Below are 20,794 nucleotides of genomic sequence, written 5' to 3' on the forward strand. Positions count from 1 at the left end.
CTTACTCATCTGGCTCCGCCGAACGATGGTCGGGTACCGGGCGGCCCGCTCAGCCAGAGAGGCAAACGTGGTGAATGCAGATCTTTCCATATATGAAACAGGGTGGGGCCGGTATTTAACCGCAAGCCGTGCGCGGGGTGAAAGTGGAGAACCGGGAGTGTGCCGGCGATCCCGCCCCTATCCGCCAACATTCCTGGACCTGTTCGTCAAATAAAACGGATATTCACACGGGTTTTGGTGAATTCTCGGTTATTCCGGCTATTCACCCTCCTGCCGCTGAAACGGCAACTGTTCCGTTGACAAGTGTTAATTGCATCCCCTGCGAATACATGAAACGAAGTGTCGTATGCTGGATATCAGTGATTTGCACGTGAGCGTGGATGACACCGAAGTGCTCCACGACATCAACCTCCACGTCGGGCAGGGGGAGACCCATATCCTGATGGGGCCGAACGGCTCGGGAAAGAGCACGCTGCTCAAAGCGATCATGGGGTTCGGCGGCTATACGATAACATCGGGATCCATCATTTTTAAAGGGCAGAATATCACCGGGATGCCGATCCACGAGCGGGCCCGTCTCGGGATAGGCATGATGTTTCAGCACCCGCCCGCGATCTCCGGGCTGAAACTCGGGAAACTGCTCACCGCCACATCCCACATGGGGGAAGAGGCGATAGAGGCGCTCGCGCAGTCGGTCAACATGGAGCACTTTCTTTCCCGGGACATCAACGTCGGGTTCTCCGGCGGTGAGATCAAACGGAGCGAGGTCTTACAACTGAAGGTCCAGCAGCCCGACTTCCTCATGCTTGACGAGCCGGAGAGCGGCGTCGACCTCGAGAACATGAACCTCATGGGCAAGGAGATCGCAAGCCTCCTCGAAAAAGACGTCCACATCGTCAACCGGCGCCGGAGCGGTCTCATCATCACCCACACCGGCTACATCCTCGATTACCTCGAGGCCGACCAGGGCCACGTACTGATCAACGGCCAGATCCGGTGCCACGGGAACCCCCGCGAGATCCTGCGGGTCGTCAAGGAGAAGGGATACGGAGAGTGTCTGCGTTGCAAACAGATGTAACCGATATGGAGCACCTCTCGGAGAAGGACCGGGAGCGCCTCGCCCTGACCGGCCTTGAGGTCGGGATGCAGAACCGGTGCGGGAGCTTCTTCCAGATCGACCAGAAGGTGATCCAGACCACCTGCGGGGCCGAGGGGATCGAGATGCTCCCCATCAAGGTCGCCCTCGAGAAGTACGACTGGGTGAAGGACTACTACTGGAACGCCGTTCCGAAGGATAAGGACAAGTATACCCAGTTCGTGGCAAAGCAGGAGAACCCACAGGGCCTCGTCGTCATCGCCCACGAAGGCGTGAAGGTCGAGATGCCCCTTCAGGCCTGTCTCTTCCTCCGCGAGGAGCCGGTGCAGCACGTCCACAACCTCTTCATCGCGCGGGAAGGCTCGGAGATTCACATCATCTCCGGTTGCGCGAGTTCCTGGCAGAAGGAGCACGGGGCGCATATCGGGGTGACCGAGATCTACGTCGGCAAAGGCGCCAAAGTCACATCCACGATGATCCACAACTGGAACCCGGGGATCAGCGTCTTCCCGCGAAGCGCCACCGTCGTCGAAGAGGACGGCACCTTCCTCTCAAACTACATCTGCATGCAGCCGGTCAACCAGGTCAACATGTACCCGACGGCACGCCTGGTCGGGAAGAACGCCGTCGCCCGGTTCTCGAGCATCGTCGTTGCGACGCCGGGTTCAACCCTCGATCTCGGTTCCCGGACCATCCTTGCCGCCGAGCACACAAGCACCGAACTCATCACCCGGGCAATCACCACCGGCGGCAAGGTCATCTCACGGGGTCACATCCTCGGCGAGAAGGACAACACCCGGGGCCACATCGAGTGCAAGGGCCTGATCTTAAAAGACGGCATCATCCACGCCATCCCCGAGATCGAAGGGACCCTGACCGGCACCGAACTCTCTCACGAGGCCGCGGTCGGTAAGATCGCTCGCCACGAGATCGAGTACCTCATGGCCCGGGGACTCTCCGAGGAGGAGGCTACCGCAACCATTATACGCGGGTTCCTGGATGTAAAGATCAGCGGTCTGCCTGCAGTCCTGCAGACTCAGATCGATGCCGCGATCGATAAAGCTGAATCAGGATTCTGATTCGTGAGAGGGTATGACAGAGGCCGATCCCTGCCGGAAAGAGCGCGAGGAGATGGTGGAGTTCCAGATCCGGGCCCGGGGGGTCAGGGACGAGCGGGTGCTTGCCGCGATGGAGAAGATCCCGCGCCACTTTTTCGTGCCGAAGGGCTTTGAGCGTGCCGCCTACGAGGACCGGCCGCTTCCCATCGGGGAGGGGCAGACCATCTCTCAGCCCTACATCGTCGCCGTCATGACCGAACAACTCGCTCTGTCGCCAGAGGACCGGGTACTCGAGATCGGGACCGGCAGCGGCTACCAGTCCGCACTCCTCGCTGAACTCGCCGGGACGGTCATCTCGATCGAGCGCCTCCCGGACCTCGCCGACCGGGCGCAACAGAACCTCGCCCGGGCGGGAGTCACCGGCGTTACGGTCGTCGTCGGCGACGGCACGGAGGGGTATCCGCCGGAGGCGCCCTACAACGCCATCGTCGTCACGGCCGCATCGCCCGACATCCCCGACCCCCTGGTAACACAGCTCGCCGAAGGCGGGCGGCTGATCGCTCCCGTCGGGCCGCGGGACTGCCAGGACCTCATCAAACTCGTCAAGCGCGAGGGCAGGGTGGAGAAGATCCCGCTCGGCGGCGTCTGCTTCGTGCCGCTGATCGGGCAGTTTGGGTGGCGGGGAGAGGACGGCCTGTGACGGTCTACGACATCACCCGTCCCCTCTCTGAGGATACCCTCATCTACCCGGGGGATATCCGGCCCCGGTTCAACGAGATCGACAACGGGCAGTACCGGGTGACAGAGATGACCCTCGCGACCCACACGGGAACGCACATCGACGCCCCGTCTCATTACCTCGAGGGCGGGCTGACGGTCGATGCAATCCCGCCCGAGAGGCTCGCAGGACCGGCGCAGGTGCTCGACTGCAGCGATGCGGAAGGGATCATCGGTCCCGGCCACCTCGCCGGCCGCCTTTCCGGCACCCGGACGCTCCTCTTAAAGACCTGGTTCTCGGGACGGCAGGAGTTCGATCCCGGGTACCCGGGGCTCTCCCTCGAGGCGGCAGAAGTCCTCGTCGAGGCCGGGATCACCTGCCTTGGCACCGACACCCCGTCGATTGAGGAGTTTAACGGCGACGGCTCGGTCCACCGACTGCTGCTCGGGAGCGAGATGGTCATCCTCGAACTCCTCGATCTTGCGGCGGTCCCGGAAGGAGAATACTGCATGGCAGCGCTCCCGTTGCGGATCAAAGGCGCGGACGGGTCGCCTGTTCGGGCGATCCTCCGGGATAAGGAGGAATTGACGTGACGTTCTGGCACGATGCTATAGGAAAACTCGAGACGATCCTCGCGGACAGCGGGTGCGAGGACGGGATCGTGACGCTCAGGGTGAACTACGACGCAGATGTCTGCCAATACCCGAAAGGGGTCCCGATGGAGGGGCATTTCGGCGGGAAGCGGGGACAGTTCATCACGAGCGAACCCGTCCGGGCCAACACCCGGATCTCATTCATGTTCGGCGCACCGCTCGCAAACCAGAAACAACGAGCGGCGGCGGGCGCGATCGTCAACGCCGTCTCGGCGTTCCTCTGCCTCTCGCGGAAACTCCGCCCCTGCACCCCCGACTGCTACGGCCCCTGCCTTGCGGAACTCTCCCGCGAGGTCGCCGGAAAATGCGTCTACCTCGTCGGCCCGATGCCGGTCCTCGAGCGGGCCCTCGGGAATCAGGTGGTCGACTCGCCGGAAGCGGCCGATCTCTTCCTGGTCGCCGGCGACGGCATGACGACCGACGCGGGGGTCGCCTGCATCGACGAGTACCGGGGACGGAAGCGGATGATCTTCCTCGGGCCGTCGACCGCCGGGGTCAGTGCCCACATAAATCTCGAACACTGGTGCCCTCACGGCCGATGAATACCTTTTTTTAGGGAAGAAATGAGTATACAGGAGTATGCTTTTCGGCTCTTCCGGAATCCGGCGGGAATTTGACCCCGGTCTCGTCGATCTCGCGCTCCGCATAGGAGCAGCCACTGCAGGCGGCGCATCGGGCGTCGTCGTGGGCAGGGATACCCGCACGACCAGCGAGTTACTGGAACACTGCATCATCGCCGGGATGCTCTCGGCCGGTGCAACCGTCTACACCTGCGGCATCGCGCCCACCCCGACGGTCGCACACGCGACAGGGTACGTGGACGCAGGGTGCATGATCACCGCCTCGCATAACCCCGAGTCCTACAACGGGGTAAAACTGCTCAACCCCGACGGCTCGTCGTTCACCCTCCGGCAGCAGACAGCGATCGAGGAGGCGCTCAGGAGTTCCCACTGGAAGAGCTGGGACGAGCAGGGGCGCGTCCTTCCTACCGATGCGGTTGATGCGCACCGGGACGCAATCCTCGACCGGATAAGCCTCTCGCGACCGATCAGGGTCGTGCTCGACTGCGGCAACGGTGCGGGAGGTGTCGTCAGCCCCGACCTCCTTGCAGCGGCGGGGGTGACCGTCGTCGGGCTGAACTGCAACGTCTCCGGCCGGTTTGCCCGGCCTTCGGAGCCGCTCGAGGCGAACCTCCCCTACATCGGGGAGCTTGTCCGGAAGCGGGAGGCCGCATGTGCGATCATCCACGACGGCGACGCCGACCGGATGATGGCCTTCGACGAGCGGGGCCGCTACATCGACGGGGACCACCTCCTGATGCTCTTTGCGAAGTACCTCGACCGGAAGCGCGTCGTCACCACCGTCGACGCCTCGATGGCGATCGAGGAGGTCGCGGAGGTCCACCGCACCCCCGTCGGCGACAGTTTCGTCTCCGAGGAACTCCTCTCCTGGGGAGATTTCGGCGGCGAGGCGTCGGGAAGCTGGATATTCCCCGAACACTCCTTCTGCCCGGACGGGATCTACGCCGCGGCCCTCCTCTGCGAGATCGCGTCCGAGTGGTCGATTGCAGAGGAACTCGACCGGATGTCGAGGTACACCCTCCTTCGGGAGTCCTACCGCATCGGATCGCCCCGCGAGGTTATGACGGCGATGGGAGCCGACGAACCGACCCACGGGGTCCGGTTCGAGGACGAAGACGGCTGGTACCTGGTCCGGGCAAGCGGGACCGAACCGAAGGTCCGGATCACGGCCGAGGGAAGGACGCGCGAGAAAGCGAAAGAGATGCTCGATCTGGGACAGGCCGCCCTGGAGCGAGCGAAACGGAGTCTGGAGTAAGTCTATGCAGTGTGTCGTACTTGCAGCAGGAGAGGGGAAACGGATGCGCCCGCTGACCGCCCGGCGCCCGAAGGTGATGCTCCCTATCGCCAACCGCCCGATGATGGAACACCTGGTTATCGCGGCCCGCGATGCGGGGATCACCGACTTCATCTTCGTCGTCGGCTACTTCGAGCGGGAGATTCGGAACCACTTCGGGGACGGCAGCGCCCTCGGGGTGAAGATAACCTACGTGACCCAGCGGCACCAGCTCGGTACCGCAGACGCCCTGCGGGCTACGGCAGGAATGGTCAACGACCGGTTCCTCCTCTTAAACGGCGACATGGTCCTCAAAAAGGACGATATCAGGGAACTCTGCCGGGGGAGTGCCCCGTGCGTCGGGATCCACGAGACGGACCACCCACAGGACTATGGCGTGGTGACCGTGGAAGGGAGCCGTATCACCGGTCTCGAGGAGAAGTCGGAGCACCCCAAGAGCAACCTGATCAACGCTGGTGCCTACCTCTTTGACCCCGGCATCTTTGACCTCCTGACCGGGATTAAAGTCTCCGGCCGCGGGGAGTTCGAACTGACCGATGCCCTCGAGACCTACATCAGGGACGGGACGCTCACCGGATACCCGCTGGATTACTGGCTCGACGTCGGACAACCGTGGGACCTCCTGGATGCAAACGAAGCGCTCCTCTCCTCGATGCACCACGAACAGTGCGGTACCGTCGAAGACGGGTGCACCATCCCGGAGGGGGTCAGCATCGGGAAAGGAACGGTGATCCGGGCCGGGACCTACATCGAGGGAGCCTGCACCATCGGCGAGAACTGCGTCATCGGCCCCCACGCTTACATCCGGGGCTCGACTGCTATCGGCGACGGCTGCCACATCGGGCACTCGACCGAGATCAAGAACTCCATCATCATGCCGGGGACGAAGGTCCCGCACTTCAACTACATCGGCGACAGCATCGTCGGAAGCGGGTGCAATTTCGGGGCGGGCACCAAGGTCGCAAACCTCCGGCACGATAACGGGCCGGTGAAGGTCTGCGGGAAGACGACCGGCCGGCGGAAGTTCGGCGCCATCATCGGCGACAACGTCCTCTTCGGGATCAACTGCTCGGTCAACGTCGGGAGCCTCATCGGTAGCAATGCGAGGATCGCCCCCCACTCCCTCGTAGAGGGATGTATCGAGGAAGGATCGATCATCAGGTGATATGATGCAGGCAGTCATTTTAGCAGCGGGAGAAGGGAGCCGCCTCCGGCCGCTGACCCGGAGCAAGCCCAAAGCCATGCTTCCGGTCGCGAACCGGCCGATCATCGAGTACGTCATCGACGCCCTCCTCGAGAACGGGATCCGGGACATCGTGGTGGTGGTCGGCTACCGCAAGGAGGACGTCATCCGGCACTTGAACAGGCTCGACGCCCCCATCCAGGTCGCCGTGCAGGAGCGGCAGCTCGGCACCGCCGACGCCCTCCGGGCGGCCCAGACCGAGATCACGGACGACTTTCTGGTCCTCCCCGGCGACAACTACATCAACGCGGAGTCGATAGCCCGGATCAAGAGGGAGCGGAACGCCATGCTCGTCGCCGAGCACCCGAACCCCTCGAACTTCGGGGTCGTGGTGATCAGGAACGGTCTCGTCCGCGAGATCATCGAAAAGCCCGAGGATGCCCCGACGTTCACGGTATCGACCGGGATCTACTCGTTCACACCCGATGTCTTCTCCTACCTCCATACAACCGAGATCCCCGACGCCCTCGCCGCCATGATCGCGACGGGCAAGCGGATACGGGCGATCCCGGCGGACGACTGGCAGGATGCCATCTATCCCTGGGACCTCCTGAAGCTCAACAGCCGGATGCTCAGGGGGATCACGCCCGAGATCGGCGGGATGGTCGACGCATCCGTCATCCGCCGGGGCACCGTGCATATCGGCGCCGGGACGACCGTCGGCCCGAACACCGTGATCTACGGTCCCGTCACCATCGGAAACAACTGCAACATCGGCCCGAACTGCGTCATCATGCCGGACGTGAGCATCGGCGATAGGGTGGTGCTTGAGCCGTTCACCTACGTCGCCGACTCCCTCATCATGGGCGACGTCAAGATCGGGTCACACTCGCGGATCGTCTCGGCGGTTTTCGGCCAGGGGTGCATCCTCGCCGACCACACCACCACCTACCCGTCGGCGAGTTTCATTGAGGTCGGGGGCCGGGTCCAGAAGGAGGAGTTCGGCGCAGTCCTCGGTGAAGGGGTCCGTGCGGCACCATTCACAACATTTAAAAACTGTATTGCAGGTAACAATGTTATCATCGAGGAGGGGAAGACAGTGAGTGGTCTCATCGAGGACGCCACCCGGGTGATGTAGATGTGCGGAATTGTCGGCTACATCGGTAGACGGGAGGCGACACCAATCCTGATCCAGGGATTGAAGCGGCTAGAGTACCGGGGCTACGACTCGTTTGGGCTCGCAACGGTCGGGAGCGCGATCGAGGTCTACAAGAAGACGGGCCGAATCTCGGACGGCGAGGCCGGGGCCGCCGATCTGCACGGGTGCACGGGGATCGGACACACCCGGTGGGCCACGCACGGCGAACCCAACGACATCAACGCCCACCCACATACGGACTGCATGGATAAGATCGCCGTGGTGCATAACGGGGTCATCGAGAACTACAGAGAACTGAAACGACAGCTCGAAGGGCGCGGCCACACGTTTCGGTCCGAGACCGATACCGAGGTGATCGCCCACCTCATCGAGGAGCACTACGACGGAGACCTCCTCAGTGCGGTCAACGCGACCCTCCCCCTGCTCAAAGGTTCCTATGCCCTCCTCGCGATCGCGGAGAATACGCAGAGGATCGTCGCCGCCCGCGACGCGAGCCCGCTCGTTCTCGGCATCGGCGATGCCGAGGTCTTTGCTGCCTCGGATATGACGCCGCTCCTCGAGTACACCGAGCGCGTTATCTACCTGGAAGACGGCGACGTCGCCGACATCAGGCCCGGCAGTTTCACCATCTTTCATGGTGGCGAGAAGGTGGAGCGCCCGGTCGAACTGATTAACTGGTGCGTCGAGGATACCCGGAAGGGTGGGTTCGCTCACTATATGTTAAAGGAGATCTACGAGCAGCCCCAGTCCTTCTACGAGACCATCCGGGCCGGTATCGACGATAAGGTGCGGCAGATGGTCACGGAGGTCGACGATATCACCCTCGTTGCGTGCGGGACGTCGTATCACACCGCCCTGATCTTCAAGTACCTGGCGGAATCGCTCTGCTGTATACCGGTGCGGGTCGAGATGGGGTCGGAGTTCAAGTACTTCACCCCGCCCCTCCACGGTCTCGTGATCGCGGTCTCCCAGTCAGGAGAGACCGCGGATACGATCGCCGCCTTAAAGATGGCGAAAGCTCGCAACTGCCCCACGCTTGCCATCACCAACATGCAGGGGAGCACGGTCACCCGTATCGCAGACGAGACCCTGCTTATGCGGGCCGGCCCTGAGATCGGCGTCGCCGCAACCAAGTCCTACACGGCGCAGCTTGCTGCGTTGATGCAGATCCTCAACGCCCGGTGCGAGGGCGTCTTCGACGATGTCCTCTCTCATGCGCACCTCGCTATCAGCGATGTTCTCCTCGGCGAGATCAAGGAGGCGGTCACCCTCTGTTCAAAGGCCGAGCACGTCTTCTTCGTGGGAAGAGGGGCGTTCTATCCGGTCTCGATGGAGGGCGCCTTGAAGATGAAGGAGATCAGTTACGTCCACGCCGAGGGGTATGCGGCGGGAGAACTCAAGCACGGGCCGTTCGCCCTCCTCACGGAGGAGACGCCGGTGGTCGCCATCTGCACCCCCGGACCGACCTACGATGTTATGGCTTCGAACATCAAGGAGATGAAAGCCCGCAAAGCCCCGGTCATCGCGCTCGGCGTTGCCGGCGATACGGAGCTCGCTGAGATAACGGACATCTTCATCCCCATCCCGAACACACACCTTCTGGTGCAGGTGCTGACCGCGTCGGTCACCCTCCAGCTGCTCGCTTACCACACGGCATGCGCGTTGCAGCGGGACGTCGACAAACCGCGGAACCTGGCAAAGAGCGTGACCGTTGAATGATAGAATATGGACGTAACGCCCTCGGCGAGGGGGCGGTGATATTCGAGCCGGTGACCATCGGGTTTCCGTCCCGCGACCGGATCGGCGAGAAAGGCTACCCGGGTGCCACCATCGGGAGGAACGCGGTCCTCCGGTCGGGGACCATCGTCTACTGCGACGTGACGATCGGCGAGGAGTTCCAGACCGGCCATAATGTGTTGATCCGCGAGAAGACGACCATCGGGGACCGCGTCGCGATCGGGACGGCGGCGGTGGTCGAGGGTGACTGCACGATCGGTGACGATGTCCGCCTCCAGAGCCTGGTCTATATTCCTACCGGCGCCCGGATCGGCAACCGGGTCTTTGTCGGCCCGAACGCCGTGCTGACAAACGACCGCTACCCCCCGGGCCCCCACGAGTCTCTCCGCGGTCCGGTGATCGGGGACGACGCCGTCATCGGTGCGAACGCGACGATCCTCCCCGGCGTCGTCGTCGGCGAGGGAGCGTTCGTCGCCGCCGGTGCGGTGGTGACAAAGGACGTCCCACCGGGGGTGCTCGCGGTCGGTGCGCCGGCACGGTTCCGGCCGCTGCCCGCGGAGGCAAGGCGGTGCCGGTGAAGATCCCCATCGCCCGACCGCTCGTCGGGGAGGAGGAGGTCGAGGCCGTCGCCCGCGTGATGCGGTCGGGGATGCTGGCCCAGGGATCGGTCGTCACGGAGTTTGAGTCGCGGTTTGCGGAGTACTGCGGTGCTGCCCACGGGATTGGCGTCAACTCAGGGACGACGGCGCTCCATGCGGCCCTCCTTGTCGCCGGCGTCGGGCCGGGGAACTCGGTGGTCGTGCCGGCGTTCACGTTCTTTGCGACGGCGTCCGCGGTCTCGATGTGCGGGGCGACGCCGCTTTTTGCAGACGTCGATCCCGCGACATTCAACATCGACCCGGAGTCGGTCGAAAACCTCATCCGGCCCGAGACCCGGGCGGTCATCGGGGTCCACCTCTTTGGGCAGCCGTTCGACGTCGCCGCCGTCCGCGAGATCTGCGAGGACCGCGACCTCGTCCTCATCGAGGACGCGGCCCAGGCACACGGTGCGGAGTATCACGGGAAGCGGGCGGGGAGCCTCGCCGACATTGGCTGCTTCTCGTTCTACCCGACGAAGAACATGACCACCGGTGAAGGGGGCATGGTCACGACCGACGACGACCTCCTTGCGGAGAAGGTCCGGCTCCTCATCAACCACGGGCAGAGCAAAAAATACCTCCATACCGTCATCGGCTACAACTACCGGATGACGAACATCGCCGCCGCCATCGGCCTCGTGCAGGTCGAGCGGGTCGAGGGATTCAACGAGCGGAGGATCTACAACGCTCGCTACCTCGACCGGCATCTGGCAGGCACGGGGCTCGTCACTCCTCACGTTGCGCCGGGCGTCCGGCACGTCTACCACCAGTACGTGGTGAGGCTCCCCGCTGGCTACCCGCTCTCGAGGGACGCGTTCATGACCGCTCTTTCCGAGCGGGGGATCGGGACCGCCGTCCATTACCCCATCCCTGTCAACCGGCAGCCGGTCTACCAGGGCGAAAACCCTTCCTGCCCGGTCGCAGACGACCTTGCGGCATCGGTCGTGAGCCTGCCGGTCCACCCCTCGGTGACGGACGACGAACTGGCCTGTATCTGCGATGTGATCCGAGGACTGCAGTGAACTGTTAATCCCGGACATGTCGCTCACAATCGAGCCATAAAAAGACTAAAGCGGACCCCCGGCAAACTTCATTGCTATGCGCTACATCGTCACCGGCGGGGCCGGGTTCATCGGCTCAAACCTTGCAGATACCCTGGCACAGCACCATGACGTCGTCATCATCGACAACTTCGCGACCGTGCCAGGCCGGGTGAACATCGAGCACCTCCTGGACCACCCCCGGGTGACGTTCGTCGAGGGGAGCATCACCGATCTCGACCTCCTGATGGAGGTCTTCCCCGGCGCGGACGGCATCTTCCACCAGGCGGCCATCCCCTCGGTGCCGCGGTCGGTGAAGGACCCCCTTGCCTCGAACGAGGCGAACGTGACCGGCACGCTCGACGTCCTCGTGGCGGCGAAGGACTGCGGGGTGCCCGCCGTCATCGCGGCGTCGTCCTCTTCGGTCTACGGCGACACCCCGGTCCTCCCCAAGCACGAGGGCATGGTCGGAAACCCGCTCTCCCCCTACGCCGTCACGAAGTTCGCGGACGAGTGCTACGGGAAGGTCTTCTCGGACCTTTATGGTATCAGGACGGTCTTCCTGCGCTACTTCAACGTCTTCGGCCCCCGGCAGGACCCGAAGTCCGAGTACGCGGCGGTGATCCCGAAGTTCGTCACCCGGCTGCTTGCCGGCGAGCCCCCGGTCATCTACGGCGACGGGGAGCAGACCCGCGACTTCACCTTCGTCGCCGACGTGGTGCAGGCGAACATCAGGGCGATGGAGAGCGACGCCCGCGGGGTCTTCAACGTCGCCGGCGGCCGCCGGATCAGTCTGAACGAGCTCGCGTCGATCCTGATGGAACTCACCGGCACCAGGTGCGAGCCCATCTACGAGGCGCCGCGCGCGGGCGACATCCGCGACTCGCTCGCCGATATCAGCCGGGCCCGGGAGGCCTTCGGCTACGACCCGCAGTACCCGGTCGAGGAAGGGCTCCGGCAGGCGGTGGCCTGGTTCCGGGAGCGGGCGTAAGAGAGGTCTCGCCGGCAACATCCCACCCGCCCGCCCGGATACTCCTGATGCCTGACCCATTTACTCAGATTCAAGTCCAGAAGTACAGTTTCCACCAGACTTCTCCCCGGCGCCCGCATAACGAACCATAGCCTTCAAATGCAAGACCGGGAAATATTCTACACCACTAACATTCGCGGGAGACCCGTCAGTATGGTTCAGGGAGCACTCAAGGATACAACCGTCTGCGTCGTCGGCCTGGGATACGTCGGATACCCTCTCGCCGACGCGTTCTCGCGGCATGTGAAGACAATCGGCTACGACCTCGACGCGAAGAAGATCGCCCGGATCAACGCCGAGCCCGGCAACAACGTCCTCGCCACCACGGACCCTGCCAGGATCGCTGAGGCCGACGTCGTGATCATCGCCGTCCCCACCCCGGTGACGAAGGCGAAAGACCCCGACATCTCCTACGTGGTCTCGGCCGCCGAGACCGTCGGCCGGCACATGAAGGACGGCGCCATCGTCGTCCTCGAGTCGACCGTCTACCCCGGCCTCACCGAGGAGGTGATGGTCCCGACCCTGGAAGAGGCCTCCGGCAGGACCTGCGGGAAGGACTTCTCCGTCGGCTACTCGCCCGAGCGGATCAACCCGGGCGACGCCGAGCACGTTCTGGAGAAGATCACGAAGATCGTCGCCGGCATGGACCCGGCAACCACCGAGCACCTCGCGGCCCTCTACGGCCTCGTGACCAACGTCTACGTCGCCCGCGACATCAAGACCGCCGAGGCGGCGAAGGTGATCGAGAACGTCCAGCGCGATATCAACATCGCCCTGATGAACGAGCTCTCGATCATCTTCCGCAGGATGGGGATCGAGACGAAGGCGGTGCTCGAGGCCGCCGGGACCAAGTGGAACTTCCACAACTACCGCCCCGGCCTCGTCGGCGGCCACTGCATCCCCGTCGACCCCTACTACCTCGTCTACAAGGCCGAGGAACTCGGCTACCACCCGCAGGTGATCCTGGCCGGCCGCGCGATCAACGACAGTATGCCCCGGCACGTCGCCGATATCGCGATCAAGGAGCTGAACCGGGCCGGCAAGGTGATCCGGGACTCAAAGGTCCTCATCCTGGGCCTGACCTACAAGGAGAACGTCCCCGACACCCGCGAGAGCCCGGCCGGCGAGATGGTCCACGAGCTCAAGGAGTTCGATATCGACGTCTACGGCTACGACCCGCTTCTCTCGCCCGCGGAGATCGAGCGGTTCGGAGCGAAACCGGTCGCCTCGCTCCAGGGGCTCGACGGCCCGGTGGACTGTATTATTATTAATTCGCCGCACGGGGTGTTTGCATCGCTGACGCTGGATGCGGTGCTTGCGATCTGCAACGGGAAGCCTATCATCGTGGACGTGACCGGAATGTTGCGGAAGAACGGCGAGGTGCAGAAGGGGTGCGTGTATCGTACCCTCTAACTATACTTTTGCAGAAAAGAAGAAAACAACGAATGCCCGCAACTTAAAAAAAAAGGATTAAATTAGCGCCGAATTTCTGCATCCTGCTCCCCAAAACGATAAATACCAATCAGTGATATTAATGCTATGCTTCTCTGGATCGGCCTGGGGCTCATCATGGCTGCGCTCATACCCTATAGCATATTCTTCGTCGGGATCAGCATCGGCAGAAAACCCGGAGCGCCGCCGGCACTCAAGGAGTATCCACCAATAAGCATTGTCATATCGGCATACAATGAAGAGGCTGTTATCCACAAGCGTGTCGAAAACATTCTCGAATCCTCGTACCCATCGGACAGGTACGAAGTGATCTTCGTGGATGACTGCTCCTCCGACAACACCCGGGCGCTTGCAGAGGAGGCGTTCAGGAAGGCCGGTATCACTCACCGGATCATCGCGAATACCGAGCGCCTGGGCACAAACCGCTCGTATAACAAGGCGATGCAGCTGGCACGCTTCCCGATCGTCGTCACCACGGACGCGGACGTCTTCTTCGAGCGAAGAGCGCTCGAACACCTGATTGCCCGGCTCGTCAGCGATGATCGTATCGCTGCGGTCTGCGGCGACCTCCACCCTCTCCCCGGCGACGGCTCTCATCCCGCACAGATGGAGAGCGCTTACCGGAACTACTACGGGCGGATGTGCAGCTGGGAGAGTGCCGTCGACTCCACCTACACGTTCAATGGTGCGCTCGTCGCGTTCAAGCGTGATCTCGTGACCAGGATCGACGACAAGCGCGGGGCGGACGACGCAAACACGGCGTTTGAGGCGATCCGCCGCGGGTTCCGGGCGGCGTACGAGCCCGGGGCTCTGGTGTATGAGGACATACCCCGGGACTTCCACAAGCAGTACCGGCAGAAGATCCGCCGGGCAACCCGTCTGATCGAGGCGACGACCGCGAACCTCGATCTCCTGAGGCACGCCCGTCCGTTCTCGCGGTTCTTTTACCCGCTGCGGATCTACATGTACCTCGCAACGCCGGCCCTCTTCTTCGTCGGCAGCGCCCTCTTCATCGTAGGGCTCGCCCTGGCATACCCGATCCTCGCTCTCGGGGTGCTCTGCCTCGCCGCCCTGGTCGGTTACTTCCGGAGGAGCAGCACGCTCGTCTCCTTCGCCACGAACCAGGTCTACCTCGCCAAAGGACTGCTCAACCTCGGGAAAGACATGCGGGTCTGGGAGAGCACGTCGACCAAACCGGGAACCGGGTAGCCGGCCCGGCATCCCCGTTGCCAGGGACCCTGGAACCATCGATTTTTATCCGCGACACGTTCCGGCATGATAACCCGGACCATGCAAGAGAAATATATCATCCTGCAGATAGACTCTCTTATCCATGTGCGGCATTGCCGGGCAACTGCACCTTGCGGGAGGAGCGGCCGATCCGGATCTGGTCCGGCGGATGTCCGACCTCATCAGGCACCGCGGGCCCGACGGGGACGGGATCTACGTAGACGGGACGGTAGCGCTTGCCCACCGCCGCCTGGCAATCATCGATCTCTCCAAAGAAGGGCACCAGCCGATGCAGAACGAGGACGGGACGCTCCGGCTGGTCTTCAACGGGGAGATCTACAACTACCGGGAGCTCATCGAGGAGCTCGCCTCGTGCGGCCACCGGTTCCGGTCAAAGACCGACACCGAGGTGATCCTCCACGCCTACGAGGAGTGGGGGGTCGAGTGCCTCGCCCGGTTCAACGGGATGTGGGCGTTCGCCCTCTGGGACGGCCGGCGCCGCGAGCTCTTCTGTGCCCGCGACCGCCTGGGGATCAAACCGTTCTACTACGCCATGGCCGGCGGCTCGTTCCTCTTTGCGTCCGAGATCAAGGCGCTCCGCGCTGCTCCCGGCGTCGGGAGACGCCCCGACGAGGAGATGGTCGCTGCGTTCCTCGCGTGGGGCCTCGCGGACCACACCGCCCGGACGATGTTTGAGGGAGTGCTCCAGCTCCTCCCGGCACACTACATGATCGTCGGGGAGAGCGGGATCGTGGAGCATGCGGCGTTCTGGGAAGCAACCTTCAGTCCCGCCCTTGAATCGGAGCCCGGTTCCGACGAACGCCTGTCCGGTGAGTTCTTAAGCCTCCTTGAAGACGCGGTCGACCTCCACCTGCGTAGCGACGTGCCCGTCGGGACCTGCCTCTCCGGCGGACTGGACTCATCCACCCTCACGGTGCTCATCAACCGGGCGCTCCGCCGCGGCTCTCCCGGCAGGGAGCCCCCGCGCCAGAACACGTTCTCGGCCTGTTTCGAGGACAAACGGTGTGACGAGAGCGCCTACATAGATATCGCCGTGGAGAACTCGGGTGTCAGGTCGCACCGGGTCTACCCGGCCGCCGATGCGATCTGGGCGGATATCGAGCACCTGCTCTACATCAACGACGAGCCATTTGCCGCCCTGACGCTGTACTCCCAGTACTGCGTCATGCGGCTTGCCCGGGACGAGGTGAAGGTGGTGCTCGACGGGCAGGGAGCCGACGAACTCCTCGCAGGCTACATCGCCTACCAGTACTGCCATATCAGGGAGCTGGTCCGGGGATTCCATATCCTGCGGGCCGCACGCGAGACCCTCGGGACACTCAGACACCACAGTGATTTCCTCTCGTACACCCTGACACAGCTCTTTGCCCGCAAGAAGCACCGGAGCCTGATCCGGATGGAAGGGTCAGGCACTCCCCGCTATCACGGCACCCTGAGCGAGGTCCTGGAGACCGACCTGATGCGGGCGAACCTGCCGTATCTGCTCCACTGGGAGGACAGGACGAGCATGGCCTTCTCGATAGAAGCCCGGGTGCCGTTCCTCGACTACCGGGTCGTGGAATTTCTGGCGTCATTGCCCGCCGACCAGAAGATCAGGGGCGGCGTGACCAAGTTCATCCTCCGGCGGGCGATCCGGGGGCTGGTTCCCGAAGTGATCCGGTGCAGGATGGACAAAAAAGGGTTCGCCACTCCCGAGGAGGTCTGGATGCAGGGGGACATGAGCGAGAAGGTTCTTGAGATTCTGTCGTCCGAGGCGTTTAAGAGCCGCCCCTACTGGGATGCTGACGCAGTAGCAGAGAGTTACCGGGCCTTTCTCCAGGGGAAGGCGCCCTACTCGTCCGAGATCTGGCGTATGGTCTGCTGTGAACTCTGGCTGCGCCGGTTCATCGATCCGGCAGCATAGCCCCGGCAAGGAGGAAGGGAGATCTCCTCTATCAGATCTGGCCCAGGCGGACGTACTGTCTCAGCCCATAACTCGCAAAACTGTAGGTATATTGTATCGCGCGGACGATGCCGGACGGCCCCTTTCGGTAGAGTCCCATCCCGATGAGCATGTTCCTGAAATAGTGAAAGACCAGTTTCACGTTCCTCACGAGCAGCGCCCGCGAGGATATCTTCATGCCCTGGAGGTCTTCTGACGCGTTCCGTCCGATCGTCTCGAAGCGCTCCTTCTTCTCCGCAGGATAGTCCTCAAAGTAGCCGCGATGGTGGTAGATCGCCTTCGGGACGAACCGGATCTTTCCGTTGACGACCGCTTTCTCGTGGATCGCGCCGTAATACCGCAGCCTGTCCCTCTTCGCAAGCCTGACGTGGATCTCGGGGTGCCCGCACGGCGTCTCAAGGACCGTGCCGTCAGGGAGGACGTCGTGCCTGAGAAACGAGTAGGCGTCGTACTTCGGGGAGGATGCAAGGTCCCTGAGGCTCTCCAGGAGCCCCGGCTCGAGCGTCTCGTCGGGATCGAGGATGAAGACCCAGTCGTTTCGCGCCCGCTCGATGCCGCAGTTCCGCTCGATGGCAAAACTGCCGGAGAACTTCCGCTGGATCAGGACGGCGCCGTACTTCCCGGCAACGCCGGCCGTATTGTCCTCGCTCTGCCCGTCGACGATGACGATCTCATCGACGTACGCAGAGATCATCTCAAGCGACCGGGCGAGAGCCTCTTCTTCGTTCTTTGTGATAAGGCAGGCTGAGATCCCCATGCTATCACCGCTTCCTCTCTCGATTCTCAACGTTCTCGAGGGTTCTCGTATAGATGCTCTGCACGGTGCCGGCGATCCGGGCCCACGAGAACTGGTCCACCGCCTTCTTGCGGGCCGCAACCCCCATCTCCCTCCGGGCGGCATCGTCGGTCAGGAGACGCGCCAGCGCACCGGCGAGCCCGTCGGGGTCTCTCGGCTCCACGAGGAGCCCGGTCCTGCCGTCGGTGACCAGATGCGGTATGCCCCCGACATTCGTCCCCACGAGAGGCCGGCCGCACGCCATCGCTTCGAGCCCCGCGATGCTGGTCGCCTCTTTGAGGGAGGGGAGAACCACGACGTCCGCCGCCGTATACCACGACGGCATCTCGGCGTTCGGGACCGAACCGGCAAAGATGATCTGGTCCTCGATGCCGAGTTCACGGGCCCTCTTCCGGAGCAGGGCCAGCTGGTCGGGATACGATCCCCCGACGACGAAGAACCTGGCCTCCGGGCATTGCCGGAGAACCGCCGGAACCGCCTCAACCAGGTATCTGACACCGTTCTTCGGCTCGAGGCGGCGGGGGCAGAGCACGATCCGGGTGTCCGGTGCGAGGGCGTACTGCTGCCGGAGGTCCCTGGGCGGAACCTCCGGCGAAAATTTATCCGTATCCACCCCGTTCGAGACGAACGTGATCTTCTGCCGGGGAACCCCGAGCGACCCGACCGCCCCGGCAAGTTCGTCGCTGGGGGTGATGATCTGGTCCATACGGCTGTAGACCCACCGGTACAGCCCTAACATCCTTCCCCGCTCGAGGCGGTCCAGGAACCCGGAGGTATGCTCGGTCGCAATCCCGGGCACCCCCGGCTGCAGCCTCGACACGAACCCGTCGGGGAATACGTAGTGCGAGTGCAGGAGATCGATCTTCTTTCTCCTGATGATGCGCCGGACGCTGAAGTATTCAAACAGGGCAAATGCCGGATACAGCAGCACGGTGTTCCGGGGCAGGTAGACCCTGACGACGTGGAGGCCGTCGATCGTCTCTTCTCCCGGAGCAAGGAGGGAATCGCGGAACGTAACTATGGTGACGTCGTTCCCGAGAGCCCGGAGCGCTCTGGCAAGCTCGTAGACATGTGCTGCGATCCCCCCGACATTCGGGAGAAAATCGACCGAAAGTATGCAGATATTGAGCCCCATTCGCTCCCCTAACTACATTTACATCAGGCTCATTATATGTCTTCCCAGATGGGGGCCGAAAGAGCAGCTGGCCCCGGCGGGATAATCGCAACAACAGCGCTATATATGGCACCGGACCAATGAATGGAATACCGCACCAACCATGCAGGTGAACCATGAGCGGCGTTGCAATTATCCTCGGGACACGGCCTGAGATCATCAAAATGTCTCCGATCATCAGGGAATATGAAAGGAGAGGAGATGACTACTTCATCCTTCATACCGGCCAGCATTACTCCTACTCAATGGACAGGATCTTCTTTGAGCAGCTGCACCTCCCGGAGGCGCGGTACAACCTCAACGTGGGGTCGGGCCTGCAGGGGGAGCAGACCGGAAAGATGCTCGGCCAGATCGAGCGGGTCCTGATCGAAGAGGAGCCGCGTGCGGTTCTCGTCCAGGGGGACACCAACACGGTGCTCGCGGGAGCGCTCGCCGCAGTGAAACTCCATATCCCTGTTGGGCACGTCGAGGCCGGCCTGCGGAGCAACGACCGGAGAATGCCGGAGGAGATCAACCGCATCCTGGCGGACCACGCTTCGGATTACCTGTTTGCGCCGACGGAGGCGTCGCGGCAGAACCTTGTGCATGAGGGCATACCTGATGAGAAGGTCTTCGTCTGCGGCAACACGGTCGTCGATGCGCTCTTCCAGAACCTCTCGATCAGCGAAGAGACGATAGATCCGCTTAAAGAACTGGGGGTCTGCCCGGGCGGCTACTTCCTCGTCACCGCCCACCGGCAGGAGAACGTCGACGACGCGAGAAGACTCGGGAATATCCTCAAGGGTCTTGAGCGTATCGCGGCCGATTACGCGATGCCGGTGATCTATCCCATGCATCCCCGGACGAGGAAGATGATGGAGCAGTTCGGCTTACGGGCCGGCTCCATCCGCTGCGTCGAGCCTCTCGACTACCTCTCTTTCCTCCAGCTAGAGAAGCACGCAGGACTGATCCTGACCGACTCCGGTGGAGTCCAGGAGGAGGCATGTATTCTCCACACGCCCTGCGCGACGCTCCGGGAGAACACGGAGCGACCGGAGACGGTGGCTGTCGGGGCGAATATCCTGGTGGGGACCGACCCGAAGGCGATTTCGGAGGGGGTGCGGACGATGATGGAGAGAGAGCGCGTCTGGCAAAATCCCTACGGCGATGGGACGGCAGGAAAGAGGATCGTGGAGATCGTCGGGACAGAGGGTCGCTTCACATCAAAAGGAAGGGTAGTATGAACCTGAAACTCCGCGAACGCGCAGGGGTCGCGGTCATGCAGGCAGGGCGGAGATTCGGGATTGGTACGGTCAGGATCCCATTCGGCGTGCTCCACGGGAAACGGTGGCAGTTCACGTCCTCTATCCCTTCCTGTGCACTTGGAACCTATGAACAGCATATTGCAGCCGTGCTGCAGGACAGGTTGAAAGAAGGGATGGTCTTCTTCGATATCGGTGCAAACGTTGGATACTATACCCTGTTTGCCTCCACCCTCGTCGGCGATGACGGGCGGGTGGTTGCGTTTGAACCGGAGCCGGAGAACATGCGCCTGCTCATTGAGCACACCAGGATCAACAGGAGCACCAACGTCTTGCCTGTGCAGAAAGCATTATCAGATGCTCCCGGCATACTCCGGTTCGACGGAACCGCACATACGATGTGCAGGTTGTCTGACGGTGGCAATATCGAGGTCGAGTGTACCACTCTCGATGCATTCATCCAGGAGAGCGGGGTCCCCCCGGAGATTCTGAAGATGGATATCGAGGGAGCGGAGGTGCGTGCGTTGCACGGCGCTGATGCCTGCCTATCGGAGATCCGGCCGGAGATTATACTCTCGATACATGACGGGCTATTAGATGAGTGCCTGGGCATCCTTTCGGGATATGACTATACCGTTGAGCAACTCTCGCCCGACGACCTGTACTGTGTGCCGCTGGAGGAAAAAAGGGGTAAGAAGCCAATCAATTCGCACCCGCCCAGATTTGACGAACCCTCCCGCGATTAACCTGT

General features: G+C 62.7%; 19 protein-coding genes. 17 read left to right on the top strand and 2 right to left on the bottom strand.

Features of this window, described 5'->3' with window-relative positions; translation table 11 throughout:
- Positions 1 to 346: 346 nt before the first annotated feature.
- From PLN84_RS01120 to asnB, 15 genes are all read left to right on the top strand, one after another.
- Positions 347 to 1,078, top strand: a complete 732-nt coding sequence (locus PLN84_RS01120) for an ABC transporter ATP-binding protein (protein WP_292383938.1) — start codon at positions 347 to 349, stop codon at positions 1,076 to 1,078.
- Positions 1,063 to 2,175 (top strand): SufD family Fe-S cluster assembly protein, encoded by a 1,113-nt coding sequence (locus PLN84_RS01125; RefSeq protein WP_348531861.1) that lies wholly within the window; start codon positions 1,063 to 1,065, stop codon positions 2,173 to 2,175. Before PLN84_RS01120 ends, PLN84_RS01125 begins: the two co-directional genes overlap by 16 nt.
- Before the next feature lie 13 nt (positions 2,176 to 2,188).
- Complete coding sequence (locus tag PLN84_RS01130) at positions 2,189 to 2,854, top strand: protein-L-isoaspartate(D-aspartate) O-methyltransferase (RefSeq protein ID WP_292383935.1); 666 nt, start codon at positions 2,189 to 2,191, stop codon at positions 2,852 to 2,854.
- Entirely contained in the window at positions 2,851 to 3,465 is a 615-nt protein-coding gene (locus tag PLN84_RS01135; RefSeq protein ID WP_292383933.1) for a cyclase family protein, read from the top strand. Before PLN84_RS01130 ends, PLN84_RS01135 begins: the two co-directional genes overlap by 4 nt.
- Positions 3,462 to 4,067, top strand: coding sequence for a hypothetical protein (locus tag PLN84_RS01140; protein ID WP_292383932.1), 606 nt, complete (start codon positions 3,462 to 3,464; stop codon positions 4,065 to 4,067). Before PLN84_RS01135 ends, PLN84_RS01140 begins: the two co-directional genes overlap by 4 nt.
- A 37-nt stretch (positions 4,068 to 4,104) precedes the next feature.
- Positions 4,105 to 5,361, top strand: coding sequence for a phosphopentomutase/phosphoglucosamine mutase (locus PLN84_RS01145; RefSeq protein WP_300019943.1), 1,257 nt, complete (start codon positions 4,105 to 4,107; stop codon positions 5,359 to 5,361).
- A 4-nt stretch (positions 5,362 to 5,365) separates the two neighbouring features.
- Positions 5,366 to 6,565 (top strand): bifunctional sugar-1-phosphate nucleotidylyltransferase/acetyltransferase, encoded by a 1,200-nt coding sequence (gene glmU, locus PLN84_RS01150; protein ID WP_292383927.1) that lies wholly within the window; start codon positions 5,366 to 5,368, stop codon positions 6,563 to 6,565.
- Position 6,566: 1 nt separating this feature from the next.
- Entirely contained in the window at positions 6,567 to 7,721 is a 1,155-nt protein-coding gene (gene glmU / locus PLN84_RS01155; protein WP_348531862.1) for a bifunctional sugar-1-phosphate nucleotidylyltransferase/acetyltransferase, read from the top strand.
- The gene (gene glmS / locus PLN84_RS01160; protein WP_292383924.1) at positions 7,722 to 9,461 is read left to right on the top strand and encodes a glutamine--fructose-6-phosphate transaminase (isomerizing); all 1,740 of its coding nucleotides are present in this window, start codon (positions 7,722 to 7,724) and stop codon (positions 9,459 to 9,461) included.
- Complete coding sequence (locus PLN84_RS01165; protein ID WP_292383922.1) at positions 9,458 to 10,057, top strand: DapH/DapD/GlmU-related protein; 600 nt, start codon at positions 9,458 to 9,460, stop codon at positions 10,055 to 10,057. Before glmS ends, PLN84_RS01165 begins: the two co-directional genes overlap by 4 nt.
- Complete coding sequence (locus PLN84_RS01170) at positions 10,054 to 11,139, top strand: DegT/DnrJ/EryC1/StrS family aminotransferase (protein ID WP_292384027.1); 1,086 nt, start codon at positions 10,054 to 10,056, stop codon at positions 11,137 to 11,139. The genes PLN84_RS01165 and PLN84_RS01170 overlap by 4 nt, the downstream gene beginning before the upstream one ends.
- A gap of 76 nt (positions 11,140 to 11,215) precedes the next feature.
- Positions 11,216 to 12,148, top strand: coding sequence for an SDR family oxidoreductase (locus PLN84_RS01175; protein WP_292383920.1), 933 nt, complete (start codon positions 11,216 to 11,218; stop codon positions 12,146 to 12,148).
- Between the two features lie 192 nt (positions 12,149 to 12,340).
- Positions 12,341 to 13,600: a nucleotide sugar dehydrogenase gene (locus PLN84_RS01180; protein ID WP_292383919.1), complete on the top strand. Its 1,260-nt coding sequence runs from the start codon at positions 12,341 to 12,343 to the stop codon at positions 13,598 to 13,600.
- 126 nt (positions 13,601 to 13,726) lie between these two features.
- The gene (locus tag PLN84_RS01185) at positions 13,727 to 14,848 is read left to right on the top strand and encodes a glycosyltransferase (protein WP_292383918.1); all 1,122 of its coding nucleotides are present in this window, start codon (positions 13,727 to 13,729) and stop codon (positions 14,846 to 14,848) included.
- Between the two features lie 124 nt (positions 14,849 to 14,972).
- Positions 14,973 to 16,793 carry an asparagine synthase (glutamine-hydrolyzing) gene (gene asnB, locus PLN84_RS01190; RefSeq protein ID WP_292383916.1) on the top strand — a complete coding sequence of 607 codons (1,821 nt, stop codon included), beginning with the start codon at positions 14,973 to 14,975 and terminating at the stop codon, positions 16,791 to 16,793.
- Positions 16,794 to 16,824: 31 nt separating this feature from the next.
- Here the strand turns inward: asnB and PLN84_RS01195 are convergent, their stop codons facing one another.
- Together PLN84_RS01195 and PLN84_RS01200 are read right to left on the bottom strand one after the other, a co-directional pair.
- The gene (locus PLN84_RS01195) at positions 16,825 to 17,589 is read right to left on the bottom strand and encodes a glycosyltransferase family 2 protein (protein WP_292383915.1); all 765 of its coding nucleotides are present in this window, start codon (positions 17,587 to 17,589) and stop codon (positions 16,825 to 16,827) included.
- Positions 17,590 to 17,593: 4 nt separating this feature from the next.
- Positions 17,594 to 18,763 carry a glycosyltransferase family 4 protein gene (locus PLN84_RS01200; protein ID WP_348531863.1) on the bottom strand — a complete coding sequence of 390 codons (1,170 nt, stop codon included), beginning with the start codon at positions 18,761 to 18,763 and terminating at the stop codon, positions 17,594 to 17,596.
- A 155-nt stretch (positions 18,764 to 18,918) separates the two neighbouring features.
- On the opposite strand from PLN84_RS01200, the gene wecB reads away from it, so the two are divergent.
- Both wecB and PLN84_RS01210 read left to right on the top strand, forming a co-directional pair.
- Positions 18,919 to 20,025, top strand: coding sequence for a UDP-N-acetylglucosamine 2-epimerase (non-hydrolyzing) (gene wecB / locus PLN84_RS01205; protein ID WP_292383910.1), 1,107 nt, complete (start codon positions 18,919 to 18,921; stop codon positions 20,023 to 20,025).
- Positions 20,022 to 20,789, top strand: coding sequence for an FkbM family methyltransferase (locus PLN84_RS01210; protein ID WP_300033015.1), 768 nt, complete (start codon positions 20,022 to 20,024; stop codon positions 20,787 to 20,789). Before wecB ends, PLN84_RS01210 begins: the two co-directional genes overlap by 4 nt.
- Positions 20,790 to 20,794 lie beyond the last annotated feature (5 nt).

The organism is Methanoculleus sp., from assembly GCF_035363275.1.
Taxonomy (GTDB): Archaea; Halobacteriota; Methanomicrobia; order Methanomicrobiales; family Methanoculleaceae; genus Methanoculleus.